Consider the following 13941-nt stretch of genomic DNA (forward strand, 5'->3'; position numbering starts at 1 on the left):
GCGGTATCTGATTTATAAATTACAATTTGCTTATCCAAGATCCTGTACTTTAAATCTGTTCCATGTGTGACGATATCAAGAATTTCACTCAACGACGCCGAGTTTACGTGAACGGTAATTTTTTTACTGATTTCTTTTTTTAAATCCCCAGAAAACATAAAGATGTGATCGCTTTGTTTTTCAATTTCTGAAAAAACATCTTTTATTGGCACATCCTCAAACATTAAATTGATTCTTGCATCAGAAAGGTTTACCATAGCCGACACATTCAGCCCCAGTACGGAAACAAAAAACACTAAAATCCCCAGTTTCCTTAATGAATAATAGGGATTGTTGGTCTCCCTTTTTTTAATAAATAAACTGTCTTTCATCTGATTAAAATTATTGATTTTAAAGGTGTCATATGGAACTCGCTTTTAGTCATGCTCTTGTGTAGAAGCAATTATCATGCTCGTTTCATGGATTAACATATTTTATTGCTGAGTCGATAAAAAAATAATGGAATCATTTACTTGTACATGCTTGTTATTTTTATTCGAAATATATTCTGTTCTCTTGTTTTGAATATTTCGTGTTAGACAATAATGCGATTGAGGTCAATACATTATCAAGGTTCTCCGATAAATATAGTTTTCCAACGCAGGTAATTTTTTGCAAGTCTTGTCTGTAAGAATGATCAAACGATAAATTATAGTATCTCTCAAGGTACTTTAATAGGTCAATAAAGGGAGTATCGTCAAGAATTATGTAATTATCCACCCAGCTCACATATCTTTCAAGGTCCGCTTCCTTTTTATTGAAAGTACCTGGTGATTCATAAAATGCGACTTCATTTGGAGAAAGCCTGCAGATTGACTGGCTCTCATCGCTTAATTCAACACATCCTTCTGTTAATGCAACAAACTTTGCAAGACCATCATATGCCGAAATATTGAATTTGGTACCAATTGCCTTCAAAAAAAAATTGCTTGTTTGTATTTGAAATGGATTATCTTTCATGTGCGCTACTTCAACATAAGCCTCTCCTTCCAATTTTATAAGCCTGGAATTTTTACTGAAATCAGTCGGAAATTCCATTATAGAACCTGAATTTAACCAAATCACCGTTCCATCTGCAAGTTGAATTTTGGATCTTTTCCCATAAGGAACAATCAACTTATTTATTTCATTTTTACCGAGTGTAAGATGTTGGTCTAATTTATCAATATAAGCGACCCCTTTGTGGATGATGATGTCAATGTCAGTTTGATAATTGATTCTTTTTTCTCCAATTATAAATTGTACATTTTCTGACTCCAGCATATTTCCTATAATTGGTTTTGTGGAGATTACAGCCTCTTGTTTCTTTAAAACTAAATAAGATCCTATCGATAAAAAGATTAACAGGCATGCTGCGATCGCAATTCTTATCCACACATTGCCTGACTTGGCATTCTTTCGATACAATGATCGGGATTGTTGAATTCGTTGTAAAAGAGCTTGTTTTTCCTTTAAAGTCAACTGTTGTGTTTTGTATAAATAAAGTTGAATATATTCATCTGCCTTTTTAATTTCATGCGATAAATTTGGATGTTTTTGCTGCATGCACTTCCAATATTCATCCAATTGATCATTGGGCGCAATTCTCCATTCTAAAAATTGCTTATTTGTTAATAAGTCTGTAACACCATTAAGTGGCGGGTCGAGGTCTCGTATCATTGCTAAAATGATTTTTGTAGCTCAATAATTGTCTGATTATTACGTTTCTGTTTTAAAATGACGATTTCCGTTTAATTTTGTTCCCTATATTTGCAAAAAAATCAAATAATAAATTAAGGACAGGATATTTTTCCCATCTTTGCAATAAGATTTTATTATTCATATCATTTATGACCTTCGTTACTCAATGGATAATAATGAGATAGAAATAATATACAATAAATACATAGATGAAATGTATTGGTTTGCCTTGCATTTAGGTTTTAACAAAGACCTTATCATGGATGCCATTCATGATGTTTTTTGTAAATTATTTTCCGATGAAGTGTGCACTTGTCAGATTGAAAACATGAAACATTATCTTTTCATTTCGTTAAAAAATCGTTTGTTAGACATTTGCAAATCAGAAAAGAAATATGTATGTCTCTGTTCCGAATTAGAAACCACCTGTTTGATCCCACAGTTAGAAAAAACTGCCGAAGACCACCTTATTTCTGTTGAAGATGAAGAGATTGTTAATAATTTAATTGCAGGATTGTTGAACAAGCTCACAAGACGTCAACGTCAAATTGTTTATTTAAAATACATCAGAGAACTTGAATATGAGAAGATAGAAAAAGAGTTGAATATAACTTATTCTTCAAGCAGAAAGCTAATTCATAAAGCGTTACAAGTACTTAGACAGCAGTATTCACTAAGTGGTATTGCAGATTATAATGACTAATTCCAAGATGGAAGTCATGATTATTGTCATGCTCCGTCCCGCGCTCGTTCTTCACAAAAAAAGAGGACACCTCGACCGAGAAGTCCTCTTTTGTTAATGGTTAACGTGATATCAGCATTAAGGTAAAAAAGATTGTTTTAGGTTATCGATGCAAAGATAGGCCGCATTTTTGAATATGCAAAATAAAAAAACATATTATAAAACATAGTTTTTAAATATGTTTTTAGGACATATCCTCCTTTCGATGCGTAAATATTTTGCGACAAAGGTTTGAATAGATGAAAAAAAGAGGACAAAATCATGGATTCTGTCCTCTTTCATTCTTTGATAAATAACCGGCCTTACCATGTTCCGGGAAAGCTTGTCGCTATCCTCGGTAATCCGTTATTTTCGAGAAAATTATTTTCTGATACCCAGCTCCTTGATAATGGAACGATAGCGTTCAATATCAACTTCAATCAGGTAATCGAGCAAACGACGACGTTTACCAACTAAAATTCTCAATGCTCTTTCTGTGTTATAATCTTTTTTGTTTGACTTCAAATGTTCAGTCAAATGCGAAATACGGTAGGAAAACAATGCTATCTGGGCTTCAGGTGAACCAGTATCAGTGTTAGACTTCCCGTGCTTTGCAAAGATTTCCTTCTTTTTGGCAGAATCTAAATACATACTTGTTTGTAATATATTACGTTTAAAAACATTTTGGGTTGCAAAGATACCCTTAAATTTTTTAATTACAAATAGTTTCCTCTTTTATTTTCTACGAAGTAATTTGCCACTTAGCCTTTTGATTGCATCGTTGATTTGCTGATCGGGTTCAATCACATTATACTCGCCCCAGAAGTTGGGATCGAGAAAATATTCCACCTTTTCGGCAATTACGTCGGTCGAATGAATGCGTTCGTTGCGGGGAAATTTCACCACATTGTCGCTATAACGGTCGGTAACGGCAATCTCTGAGGCAATGGTATAGGTGGTCGCAAACAGGCCGAAGAAGCGGTTTGTCCATCTCACCCGGAACGACACCTGGGTGCCGCTATAGTTAAACTGCCATTTCCCATTGTTCTCCATATAGTTCACAACATAATGAGCATTATTGACTTCAACACGCATCTTGGATGGCTTCCGCCGAATAAAAATGGCTGCCGCATCCTTTCGGTCTTCCACATTCATATTAAACTCCATGCGGGCAAACGCAAGCGTTGCCGCATCCAGATATATTTTCCCTCTGAAGAGGATATCTTCTATTCCGGGGTTTGGCATGAACGTGATGATGTAGTGCGGTTTGTTGTTAATGTTGATTAACCCCTCGATATGAAAAGCATATTCGGCCGCATCCGTGCCGAAGACAATTTCCGGATTCTTGGCAATGTCGAGCATCAACGCATCGCTGATGCCTCCCTGGAATTTCAACAATACCGTATCCCGCGGTGAGATATCCGTCGCTTTTCGTCCGATGTAAATCCGTGCCTGGTCGTTGCTGTAGGAACGATACGATGCTTTATACACGTCCAGGACTGTCTCAACCAGCGAGATGTAGTTCGACCCCTTCTTTACCGATTCCCGGTAAAAAGCAACCATCATGCCCGGGTCGGCAGAGTAATTGTCGGGAATTCGCTGCAAAGCTTCCCGAACAAGATTGGTGCCGTCACCGGACACAACCAGCAATTCACCGAGTTGAATGGGAGAGGGACTCAGGGTGATGTGGTTGTTGGGGCTGTCGATCAGTGTGATTACCGGAATCTCTTTATTTTCGTATCCCAGGTAGTGAATGATCAGTTGCGCATTTTTAGTGGAAGCAGGAACCCGTATGGAAAAATATCCATCCTGATTGGTGATGCTCGATACATTCACTCGCTCAACGGAGATACTCGCGTTGACCAGGGGTTGGCTTGTGTCACCGCCCAACACCCTCCCGCGAAGCACGAAAGTGGAATCTTTCTGCTGCACGCTGTTTGCCGGATAGAGTCCGGACAGGGCAGAAAGACTAAAAAAAAATAAAAACAACAATAAGTTTTTCATACGATAAAAAGATGTTAAGCGGTTCCTTCTCATTTAGATACAAAGAAAAGCAATTGGCGGATATCTGCAAATAAAACAGTGCTTTTTAACAATGTTTATTTGTGGGTGTTACACGACCGGAAAAGTGGAGCGTTGCTGCAAAAAAACCTGAATAATTGCGTACATTTGCATCTTGTAATCCAAAACAGTGAGAAAATGGTCCGCAGATATGATTTTCTGGTGATTGGTTCCGGCATTGCCGGGATGAGTTATGCCCTGAAAGTGGCAAAGCAGGGGAAGGTAGCTATCATAGCGAAAAATCCGCTGGAAGATGCCAATACCTATTATGCACAGGGAGGAATTGCCTCGGTAACAAACCCGTGGGATAACTTTGAAAAACACATTGCCGACACGATCGATGCCGGTGGCGGATTATGCGATGTGGAGGTAGTGGAGAAGGTAGTAAAGGAAGCTCCTGCCCAGATCAGGGAGTTGATCAGCTGGGGAGTGGACTTTGATAAGGATGAAAAAGGGAATTTCGACCTTCATCGTGAAGGGGGCCATTCCGAATTCCGCATCCTACATCACAAAGACAGTACCGGAGCCGAGATTCAGGTCAGCCTAATCAATACGATTCGCAATCATCCGAACATCGATGTCTTCGACCATCATTTTGCTATAGAGATCCTAACACAGCATCACCTGGGGCAGGTTGTCACCCGCCATACGCCCGGCATTGAATGTTACGGAGCTTACATTCTCGATCAGAAGACCAATGCGATTGAAACGTTCCTCTCCCGTGTGACCATGATGGCTACCGGAGGTATTGGATCCGTGTATCAGACAACGACCAATCCGCTGGTCGCTACCGGTGACGGTATTGCCATGGTAGCGCGTGCGAAAGGAGAAATTAAGGGAATGGAGTTTGTGCAGTTTCATCCCACGGCGCTCTATCATCCGGGTGCAAGACCTTCGTTCCTCATCACCGAGGCGATGCGTGGTTATGGGGGGGTGTTGAAAACGCTCGACGGGAAGGAGTTTATGCATAAGTATGACACACGCGGTTCACTTGCACCTCGCGATATCGTGGCCCGGGCAATAGATACCGAGATGAAAGAAAGAGGGGAAGACCATGTCTATCTGGACGTGACACACAAACAGGCGGAGGAAACCCGTAAGCATTTTCCCGGAATCTATCAGAAGTGTCTCACCTATGGCATTGACATCACCAAAGAGATGATACCGGTGGCTCCTGCTGCCCATTACCTCTGTGGGGGGATCAAGGTAAACCTGGATGGGGAGACCAGCATCGGCCGGCTCTACGCAAACGGCGAATGTGCCTGTACGGGTCTGCACGGTGCAAATCGTCTGGCATCCAACTCGCTCATCGAGGCAGTGGTCTTTGCCGATGCGGCGGCAAAACATTCGCTGCCTCTTTTCAGTCAGTATTCATTCAGAGAGGATATCCCTGCATGGAATGCCGAAGGCACCACCTCTCCGGAAGAGATGGTGCTGATTACGCAAAGCTACAAGGAGGTGGGGCAGTTGATGTCTGCATACGTGGGCATTGTACGTTCCGACCTTCGTCTGCAGCGTGCCATGGACCGCCTGAATATCCTCTTCCGGGAAACCGAGGATTTTTTTCACCGCTCTGTGGTCTCGCGCGATATCTGTGAATTGCGTAACATCATCAAAGTGGGATATATGGTGATCAAACAGGCAATGGCGCGCAAGGAAAGCAGGGGGTTGCACTTCACGGTAGATTATCCGTTTAAGGATCCGAATTCAGTGCTGTAATGAAAAAGACGATAAACATACAGGGAACATTGCTCGATTTGTCGGTGCCCCGGGTAATGGGAATCATCAATATCACGCCCGACTCGTTCTATGCTGCAAGCAGGAGGCAGTTTGAGGAGGGGATCATCGAAAGATGCCGACAGATCATTGAGGAAGGGGGCAGTATGATCGATATTGGTGCACAATCTACTACACCCTTCTCCACATTCCTCTCTGCAAAAGAAGAAGCAGAACGGCTTATGCCCGCGCTAAAATCTATCCGCAGAGAATTTCCCCGCGCCATCCTTTCCGTCGACACCTTTTATGCTGATGTGGCAAAACAAGCCGTGGAGGAGTATGGTGTCGACATCATCAACGATATTTCCGGAGGACAGATTGACGAGCGGATGTTTCCTGTGGTAGCACAGCTGCAGGTGCCTTATGTGCTGATGCATATGCGGGGGGTACCCCAGACTATGCAGCAGTTCACGGATTATGCAGATTTTATCCAGGAAATTCTTTATTATTTCTCCGAACGGAAAGCAAAACTGAATCTGCTTGGCGTGAATGACGTGATTATTGATCCCGGTTTTGGATTTAGTAAAACGTTATCTCAAAACTATGAATTGATGGCTTATCTGAAATATTTTCATATCTTTGAGGAGCCCATTCTGGTCGGGATTTCGAGAAAGTCGATGATCTACAGGCTGCTGGGTACCTCACCGGAAGAGAGCCTGAACGGTACGACTGTACTTAACACGATGGCGCTGCTTTCAGGGGCCGGCATACTACGCGTCCACGATGTGAAGGAAGCCGTAGAGTGCGTTAAGATTGTGGGGAAGATAACCGAGTTTGATCAATAACCGGCGCCATATTGTTATGTTTGCACATTTCGGAGTTAAAGATTTTATCGATGTATTGCTGGTAGCGCTTCTTCTGTACTACCTGTTTAGGCTGGTTAAAATATCGGGCTTGCGCCCTCTGTTCATCGGGATCCTTGTATTCATGGTGATCTGGGTGCTTGTCTCGCGGGTTTTCAATATGGTGCTGCTCGGATCCATCCTCGATCAGTTTGTAAGTGTGGGGCTGTTTTTGCTGGTCATTCTCTTTCAAGATGAGATCCGTCGTTTTCTGATGTCGCTTGGTTCCAAAAAAGGTTGGAATTTTATCACCAGACTTTTTTTCCCGGGTGAGAAGGAGAAAAAGGACAATTCGCACCTCACGGCCATTGTGCTGGCCTGCATGAACATGTCGAAAGCCAATACGGGGGCACTCATTGCCATACAGGGTGACATTCACCTGGGCCTTTACGAGCAGACCGGCGAAATAGTCAATGCAGATATATCTTCTCGACTTATCGAAAATATTTTCTTTAAAAACAGCCCATTGCACGATGGAGCCATGATTATTGTCGGACAGAAAGTGAAAGCTGCGGGATGTATCCTGCCCATTTCCCAAAACCCGAATATTCCCACCCACCTGGGGTTGAGACATCGTGCCGGACTAGGAATATCGCAGGAGACCGATGCCAAAGTAATCATCGTATCGGAGGAGCGAGGAAAGATCTCGTTTGCCTCACAGGGAAGGTTGAAAATGAATATCTCTCCCGAAGACCTGCAGCGGCTGCTGTTGGAGGAATAACCGGTCTTTTCCCGGTAAAGACTGCACGTAAGCGACTGGTGACGCCAACGGTGTGAAAAAGATGTAAAGAAAATGATTTTAGAAGAACTCTCCATAATTAACTATAAAAACCTGCTACAGGCCGAATTGCAGTTTTCTCCCAAAATCAACTGCTTCATCGGCAACAACGGGATGGGAAAGACCAATCTACTCGATGCTGTTTATTACCTCTCGTTTTGTAAAAGTTATACCAATCCCATCGACTCGCAGATAATCCGTCACGATGCCGAGGTGTGCATGCTTCAGGGAAAATACCTGTTTGAAGATAATACCCGCGAAGAAATTTACAGCGGCATCCGGCGTCGTCAGAAGAAACAGTTTAAACGAAACAAGAAGGAGTACGAACGGCTGTCCGATCATATCGGATTAATTCCACTCGTGATGATCTCTCCGGCCGATAACGAATTGATAACCGGAGGTAGCGAAGGGCGGCGGAAGTTTATGGACATGGCTATCTCTCAGTTCGACAAAGAATATCTGCGTGCACTGGTTCGGTATGCCAAAGCCTTGCATCAGCGGAATGTGCTGCTGAAAAATGAGGATGAGATGGCCGATATGACCTTGCTGGAGCTCTGGGAAGATCAGATGATCGAGGACGGGAGCTTTATTCACAGGAAACGAAAAGCATTCATCGACGAGTTCACACCCATATTCAATACATTTTATAGACGCATTAGCCAATCGGGCGAGTCCGTTTCCTTCGATTATGTGTCGCAGCTGAACGATGCCGCTTTTCGGGAGACACTTTTTAAAAACAGACGTCGTGATATGGCGGTAGGCCATACCACAATCGGCATTCACCGTGATGAGCTGGAGATGCTGCTCGACGGCTATCCTATTAAAAAGGTAGGATCGCAGGGCCAGAACAAGACTTACTTTGTTTCGCTTAAGCTGGCACAATTCCACTTCCTGCTTCAAACGGGGCATACTACGCCGATTTTGCTGCTGGATGATATTTTTGATCGGCTTGATGCCAACCGGGTGGAAGAGATTGTGAAGCTTGTCTCTGGCTCTGGATTCGGGCAGATTTTCTTGTCTGATACCAACAGAGAATCGCTTGACAGGATCTTGGAACGGACCGATAATAGCGCGCACATCTATTCCGTGATAGACGGAGAAATTAACCCGATGAATGAGTAAGAGACCATGTTGAAGAAAAATGCACAACCCTTATCGGAAGCACTTTCCGACTTTTTCGATGAAAACAGTACGTTGAAAGTAAAGTTGGCCGAACACCGTGCCGTCAGGGGATGGCGCGAAGTGCTGGGCGAGGGCGTCTCAAAATATACCAGAGATATCTATTTCAGCCGCAATGTACTCTATGTTCACCTTGCATCGGCTGTGCTTCGTGCCGAGCTGCTGATGAACAAGGAGGGGCTGATCAAAAAAATAAACGATTACGCTGAAATCCCCATTTTACGTGATATCGTCATCCGGTAAGGAAAAGGATAAGGAATTGAATCAGAAGAATGCCGAAACACCCAGATAAACTCCTGTAGGGTGGGGAGAGTAGGTGTGTTTGACCAGATCATAGTTCAATGTAATGTGTGATCTCCCTACCCGGAACCCTGCACCAACGATCAACGAAGGGACGAGGCCGCTGTGTGACAATGTTTCTGTGGTGGAATCCTGTGTTAAGTCTGACCAGATATAGTTTAATTCGGGTTGAGCAAAAGCGGCAACAAAAGAGACAGGATAAAAGTAACCAAAGATATTTGCTCCCAGCAGATTATCTTTCACGGTATACTCCGTTGTGCTTGCTTTCGAATAATAATACTTGATGCCCGTGCCTGCCATGAAACGTGGATTGAATTGATACCCAATCTGTGGCCCTAAGCCTAACCTGGTGTAGTTGCGGCTCACCGACAAGCCCAGGTTTGCTCCAAAACGGAGTTTGCTTTTTTCAAAAAAGGAAGGCCGGTTACTTTCCATGTTCCTGTGCTCGATGCTGGCTGTCTTTCCCTTGTCATTGCCGTGTTGTGGTTTATGATGATGAATATTCCGTGCATCATCCCGCGACACACGGATGGTATCATACGTGAAACCCTGTGCACCGGCGAAGAAAGACACCAGCCAAAGGAGAAAAATATATACCGAGCGCAAAATGATTTACTCTGTTGGTGTTCCCTCTTCCGGCGCTGGTTGAGCCGGTACCTGTGAAGGGATAGGCATCCCCGGAGTCACATCGGGAGCAGTGCCGGGATTGAGGGGAGCAGGTTGTTGTACTTCTACCTGCGATTGCGGAGTATTGCTGCGTGATGCCGTGTATTTGGCCGTCAGTATACTCAGTATAATCATGACTCCCGCCAGTGTCCAGGTGAATTTTTCCAGGAAATCGGTCGTCTTTCGCACACCCATGATCTGGTTTGTCGATGAAAATCCGCTTGCCAGTCCGCCACCTTTCGATTTCTGTACCAATACGGCAAGAATCATCAGTATGGAGGCCAGTAAAATGAGGATGGTAATAAAGATATACATATTATTAGTTTTTATTCTGTTCAATGTAATTTGTCGTCTTCTTACAATGGCAAAGTTTAATCTTGCTTAACGAAAACGATCGTTCATAATCAAATATTCCAGAAAACGAATTTGGTCGGCAAAGTAACTACTTTTTTTTGGAAAATTCAAACTTAATCGTTTAATAATTGTAAGTGCCTGTGTGTATTTTTTTTGTTTGATATAGATCTTAGCCAGTGTTTCCGTCAGAAATTCACTGCTGTCATCTTCTTTGGCCGGCTTTTGAGCTTCCTCCTCCTGCCTGTCGTGTGGCGTGAACAGGGTGTCGGTGGCCGCTTTTTCGATAAACGCATCAATAATTTCCTGGTGCTGAAGGCTTTGGGTTTCTTCCTGTTCGCCGCCCGTATCCTCCTCGATGGATTCTAAGTAGGAAAGGTAGTCGGTCGACACAATGCTCATCGCTGTCTCTGCAATCATTGTCTTGTGTGTGTCATCCTCACCAAGTGAGGAGAGGAAGGAGTTGAGTAGTTCGTCCGTTCTGTCTTTCGCCTTGTGGGGTGCTTCTTCAGGCTGAGCGAACAGCCGACGGTAGTCATCCTTGTATATCAGATAAAACAACTTCCTCCTGTCAGTGCACAAAACAGCCGTCGTGCTGAGTTCTTCGTTGTAATTATCGCTGTTGATCAGGTCTAAATATTTTGTATACAACAAACGGGATGTGTGGAAATAGGGATACATTGAAACGGTTTCCCTGAGTGAATCTGCCGGGGATTCCATCAGCGACCCGGGATTTTTGATATATCTATAGAGCTCCTCCTTGTTCATGGAAATATCTTTGCATCACCAGTTTGCCATCGTTGTATTAAATATCTGATCTACAACTTCGTCGATCAGCTCATTGATCAGTCGGTCTTGTACCGTGTCGAACACTGTGTTGCTGGAGAATGTGCGATTGGCCGAAATGGTCTCTTCCCTTTCAGGCACATCAATTTTGTTGTTGCGAAAACGCATTCTCACCGTCATGGTCAGACGCGTTTCAGAAGCAAATGCATCCTCCTGAACGGCCAAAGGTGTCAACTCATAGCTGACAATCTCACCCTCAATCTCCATATCGCCATTCTGTTGCACAAGTTGCAACCGGGTGTTGCGGGTAAACATATCTTTCATCTTCTCATTAAACCGCTGCTCCAGAGGAGGATATACCAAGGGGGCCTGGTTGATGAAATGCCCAATAAAAAGTGTTTTGGTGAGATCGTAGTCTATGGAGGCCGTCCTGAAGGTGTAGGACATTCTGCAAGAGCTCGCTACACTTACCAGCAAGAGGATAAGGACAGTTTTAATGAAAGAGTGCTTATATAGGATCATGTTCATGTTCTTTTTTCGTGTTTTTGACAATCAACATCACAGGCTGTATTCCTTGATCTTACGGTAAAGTGTTCTTTCTGAGATACCCAAATCGGCAGCAGCCAGTTTCCGCTTGCCATTATGCCGTTCCAGTGCTTTGATGATCATCTCTTTTTCCACCTCGCTGATCGACAGGGTGCTTTCCTCGTATTCGGTGGCTTCCTGGATGTCGTTTCTCTCCGCTTCATCCAGCGCGATCTTCTTGGGGACCGGCTCGTACTTCATAGGAACGGATACGTTCGTGTTGTCGTTCGGAATGACCGACGAGTCGTGATGGTCGGAGGAGGCGCTGAAGGAGGTGGCATGGGTTGTTGAACCTTCCATGATGCTCTTTACTACCTGCTTCAGATCGGTAATGTCTTTTTTCATGTCGAAGAGCACCTGATACAAGATCTCCCGCTCGTTGGCAAATGATTTTTGCTCGGTATCATGAATCTGCGACAGGGGAACGGGGAGCATCCCTACCTCATTGTACGGCAGGTATTTCTGTAGAATGTCGGCAGTAATCACACGTTCCTGTTCAATGATGGAGATTTGTTCGGTGATGTTCTTCAGCTGGCGGATATTGCCGGGCCAGCGGTAATTCTTCAGCAGTTCCCTGGCATCATCCGTCAGGGTTATGGAAGGCATCATGTACTTTTCCGCGCAGTCGCCTGCAAATTTTCTGAAGAGCAATGGAATATCATCTTTCCTGTCCCGTAAGGGCGGTATGCGAATAGGAACAGAGTTGAGCCGGTAATAAAGATCCTCACGAAACTTCCCTTTTTCCACCGCCTTTACCATGTCCATATTGGTTGCCGCCACCACACGTACATCACTTTTTTCCACTTTCGAAGAACCTACTTTGATAAATTCGCCGCTTTCAAGCACCCGAAGTAGGCGAGCCTGTGTTGGTAATGGCAGCTCGCCTGCCTCATCGAGGAAGAGTGTCCCTCCATCGGCTACCTCAAAATAACCTTTCCGCGTCCCCGTCGCACCGGTAAAGGAGCCTTTTTCATGGCCAAAAAGTTCAGAGTCGATGGTGCCCTCGGGAATTGAGCCGCAGTTGATAGCAAAGTAGGGGCCATGTTTGCGCTTACTGTATAGATGAACAATTTGCGGAAAATTTTCTTTTCCAACGCCACTCTCTCCAGTGATGAGTACCGACAAGTCGGTGGGAGCGACCTGTAAAGCCACGTCAATGGCTCGATCCAGTTCGGGGGCGTTGCCAATGATGCCAAAACGTTGTTTAACCTGTTGCAGGGATTGCTTTACCATGCTGTGCTGTTTAAGAATTCAAAGATAAACAATTATTTTAAGGCGTATGTCCTTGCTTTCAGGAATTCTCCCAACTGTGCGATGTTGTCTCCGAACTGCTTTATTTCTTTGGGCATCACAGGATTGCCGAAGGAGATGATCATCTCTTTGCCTTTTTTATTGTACAGCTCGTGGCAAAGCCTGAGGTTCCGGAACCGCCAGCCAAACACTTTCGACAGGTAGAAAGAGGGGCTGTTTTGGCCTGAGATATGCATGGGAATAACCGGGACCTGTAATTTTTGAATGATCTTCAATACTGCCGGCTGCCACTCCCTATCTTCAATTTCAAACCTGCCTTTCCTGAAATAAAGGTTGGAGACAGCTCCTGCAGGGAAAAAACCCATCGGGTGTCCTGCACGCAAATGGGCAATACTTTCCCGGATTCCGGCGAAGGTGTACCGGTTTTTTTCCTCGTTTTTCATCGGGTTCACGGTGATGAAATTTTCGGACATCGTATCCACAAACGAGAGGATAATGTTGACCATCATCTTGTAATTGTCCACCCGGCTGCCCACAGTTTCGATGGCGGCAATACCGTCGATATGCCCATAAGCATGATTGGAAACAGTGATGAACGGCCCATTTTTGAAATTATCCAGGATTTGTTCATTCCGTAAAGTGCGTTTTATTTCCAGCTTGTCCAGCACATCCTTGCAGAATGCAGGTCCGGTTAAGTGTTTGGAGCGGTTGTAGATCTCGTTGGGAACATGCAACGCCGATATTTTAATGCCGAAATCAATCAGCCTGTCACCATATTTACCCTGCAGAACAGGGTGCAGTTCGCGTAATTCATCGCGACTAATCAATGCATCTTTCATTCACTCTTGGTTTAATCATATTATTTAACGCAAATGCCACGTCAAAAAGATGATGTGGCAATTGTGCGATAAAAAACAGGCAGTTTT

Annotated in this window: 16 protein-coding genes; 6 read left to right on the forward strand and 10 right to left on the reverse strand. The window is 44.0% G+C overall.

Annotated elements, in window-relative coordinates; translation table 11 throughout:
- Positions 1–371, reverse strand: a 371-nt coding sequence (locus B3Z75_RS03085; protein ID WP_294067653.1) for an STN domain-containing protein, incomplete at its 3' end; no start/stop codon positions are given.
- A gap of 160 nt (positions 372–531) precedes the next feature.
- Entirely contained in the window at positions 532–1698 is a 1167-nt protein-coding gene (locus tag B3Z75_RS03090) for a FecR family protein (RefSeq protein WP_294067655.1), read from the reverse strand.
- 187 nt (positions 1699–1885) lie between these two features.
- On the opposite strand from B3Z75_RS03090, the gene B3Z75_RS03095 reads away from it, so the two are divergent.
- A complete protein-coding gene (locus B3Z75_RS03095; RefSeq protein WP_294067657.1) occupies positions 1886–2422 on the forward strand; it encodes an RNA polymerase sigma factor in 537 nt (178 codons plus the stop codon).
- 399 nt (positions 2423–2821) lie between these two features.
- Here the strand turns inward: B3Z75_RS03095 and rpsO are convergent, their stop codons facing one another.
- Both rpsO and B3Z75_RS03105 read right to left on the reverse strand, forming a co-directional pair.
- A complete protein-coding gene (gene rpsO, locus B3Z75_RS03100; RefSeq protein ID WP_294067659.1) occupies positions 2822–3091 on the reverse strand; it encodes a 30S ribosomal protein S15 in 270 nt (89 codons plus the stop codon).
- Positions 3092–3175: 84 nt separating this feature from the next.
- Complete coding sequence (locus B3Z75_RS03105) at positions 3176–4444, reverse strand: carboxypeptidase-like regulatory domain-containing protein (RefSeq protein WP_294067661.1); 1269 nt, start codon at positions 4442–4444, stop codon at positions 3176–3178.
- A 195-nt stretch (positions 4445–4639) separates the two neighbouring features.
- Here B3Z75_RS03105 and nadB point away from each other — a divergent pair, with 195 nt between their 5' ends.
- From nadB to B3Z75_RS03130, 5 genes are all read left to right on the forward strand, one after another.
- Positions 4640–6220: an L-aspartate oxidase gene (gene nadB / locus B3Z75_RS03110; protein ID WP_294067663.1), complete on the forward strand. Its 1581-nt coding sequence runs from the start codon at positions 4640–4642 to the stop codon at positions 6218–6220.
- Positions 6220–7062, forward strand: coding sequence for a dihydropteroate synthase (folP, locus tag B3Z75_RS03115; protein WP_294067665.1), 843 nt, complete (start codon positions 6220–6222; stop codon positions 7060–7062). Before nadB ends, folP begins: the two co-directional genes overlap by 1 nt.
- 16 nt (positions 7063–7078) lie before the next feature.
- Positions 7079–7840 (forward strand): diadenylate cyclase CdaA, encoded by a 762-nt coding sequence (gene cdaA, locus B3Z75_RS03120; RefSeq protein ID WP_294067667.1) that lies wholly within the window; start codon positions 7079–7081, stop codon positions 7838–7840.
- 72 nt (positions 7841–7912) lie between these two features.
- Positions 7913–9019 carry a DNA replication/repair protein RecF gene (recF, locus tag B3Z75_RS03125; RefSeq protein ID WP_294067669.1) on the forward strand — a complete coding sequence of 369 codons (1107 nt, stop codon included), beginning with the start codon at positions 7913–7915 and terminating at the stop codon, positions 9017–9019.
- A gap of 6 nt (positions 9020–9025) precedes the next feature.
- Complete coding sequence (locus tag B3Z75_RS03130; RefSeq protein WP_294067671.1) at positions 9026–9319, forward strand: DUF721 domain-containing protein; 294 nt, start codon at positions 9026–9028, stop codon at positions 9317–9319.
- Between the two features lie 21 nt (positions 9320–9340).
- Here B3Z75_RS03130 and B3Z75_RS03135 read toward each other — a convergent pair whose 3' ends face one another.
- The 6 genes from B3Z75_RS03135 to B3Z75_RS03160 all read right to left on the reverse strand — a co-directional run bounded on the left by B3Z75_RS03135 (position 9341) and on the right by B3Z75_RS03160 (position 13854).
- Positions 9341–9982 carry a hypothetical protein gene (locus tag B3Z75_RS03135; RefSeq protein ID WP_294067673.1) on the reverse strand — a complete coding sequence of 214 codons (642 nt, stop codon included), beginning with the start codon at positions 9980–9982 and terminating at the stop codon, positions 9341–9343.
- 6 nt (positions 9983–9988) lie between these two features.
- Positions 9989–10357, reverse strand: coding sequence for a preprotein translocase subunit SecG (gene secG, locus B3Z75_RS03140; protein ID WP_294067675.1), 369 nt, complete (start codon positions 10355–10357; stop codon positions 9989–9991).
- Between the two features lie 66 nt (positions 10358–10423).
- Positions 10424–11161, reverse strand: a complete 738-nt coding sequence (locus tag B3Z75_RS03145) for a tetratricopeptide repeat protein (protein WP_294067677.1) — start codon at positions 11159–11161, stop codon at positions 10424–10426.
- Positions 11162–11176: 15 nt separating this feature from the next.
- Positions 11177–11707, reverse strand: coding sequence for an LptE family protein (gene lptE / locus B3Z75_RS03150; protein ID WP_294067679.1), 531 nt, complete (start codon positions 11705–11707; stop codon positions 11177–11179).
- Positions 11708–11737: 30 nt separating this feature from the next.
- Complete coding sequence (locus B3Z75_RS03155; protein WP_294067681.1) at positions 11738–12997, reverse strand: sigma-54 interaction domain-containing protein; 1260 nt, start codon at positions 12995–12997, stop codon at positions 11738–11740.
- A 32-nt stretch (positions 12998–13029) separates the two neighbouring features.
- Positions 13030–13854, reverse strand: a complete 825-nt coding sequence (locus tag B3Z75_RS03160; protein WP_294067683.1) for a 1-acyl-sn-glycerol-3-phosphate acyltransferase — start codon at positions 13852–13854, stop codon at positions 13030–13032.
- Positions 13855–13941: the final 87 nt, after the last annotated feature.

Origin of the sequence: Proteiniphilum sp. UBA1028 (genome assembly GCF_002316955.1) — a bacterium.
GTDB lineage: Bacteria > Bacteroidota > Bacteroidia > Bacteroidales > Dysgonomonadaceae > Proteiniphilum.

What these genes read in the sequence shown, in the direction of transcription:
- B3Z75_RS03090 (WP_294067655.1), bottom strand. Translation starts at nt 1,698, where the DNA reads ATGATACGAGACCTCGACCCGCCACTTAATGGTGTTACAGACTTATTA.
- B3Z75_RS03095 (WP_294067657.1), top strand. Translation starts at nt 1,886, where the DNA reads ATGGATAATAATGAGATAGAAATAATATACAATAAATACATAGATGAA.
- rpsO (WP_294067659.1), bottom strand. Translation starts at nt 3,091, where the DNA reads ATGTATTTAGATTCTGCCAAAAAGAAGGAAATCTTTGCAAAGCACGGG.
- B3Z75_RS03105 (WP_294067661.1), bottom strand. Translation starts at nt 4,444, where the DNA reads ATGAAAAACTTATTGTTGTTTTTATTTTTTTTTAGTCTTTCTGCCCTG.
- nadB (WP_294067663.1), top strand. Translation starts at nt 4,640, where the DNA reads ATGGTCCGCAGATATGATTTTCTGGTGATTGGTTCCGGCATTGCCGGG.
- folP (WP_294067665.1), top strand. Translation starts at nt 6,220, where the DNA reads ATGAAAAAGACGATAAACATACAGGGAACATTGCTCGATTTGTCGGTG.
- cdaA (WP_294067667.1), top strand. Translation starts at nt 7,079, where the DNA reads ATGTTTGCACATTTCGGAGTTAAAGATTTTATCGATGTATTGCTGGTA.
- recF (WP_294067669.1), top strand. Translation starts at nt 7,913, where the DNA reads ATGATTTTAGAAGAACTCTCCATAATTAACTATAAAAACCTGCTACAG.
- B3Z75_RS03130 (WP_294067671.1), top strand. Translation starts at nt 9,026, where the DNA reads ATGTTGAAGAAAAATGCACAACCCTTATCGGAAGCACTTTCCGACTTT.
- secG (WP_294067675.1), bottom strand. Translation starts at nt 10,357, where the DNA reads ATGTATATCTTTATTACCATCCTCATTTTACTGGCCTCCATACTGATG.
- B3Z75_RS03145 (WP_294067677.1), bottom strand. Translation starts at nt 11,161, where the DNA reads ATGAACAAGGAGGAGCTCTATAGATATATCAAAAATCCCGGGTCGCTG.
- lptE (WP_294067679.1), bottom strand. Translation starts at nt 11,707, where the DNA reads ATGAACATGATCCTATATAAGCACTCTTTCATTAAAACTGTCCTTATC.
- B3Z75_RS03155 (WP_294067681.1), bottom strand. Translation starts at nt 12,997, where the DNA reads ATGGTAAAGCAATCCCTGCAACAGGTTAAACAACGTTTTGGCATCATT.
- B3Z75_RS03160 (WP_294067683.1), bottom strand. Translation starts at nt 13,854, where the DNA reads ATGAAAGATGCATTGATTAGTCGCGATGAATTACGCGAACTGCACCCT.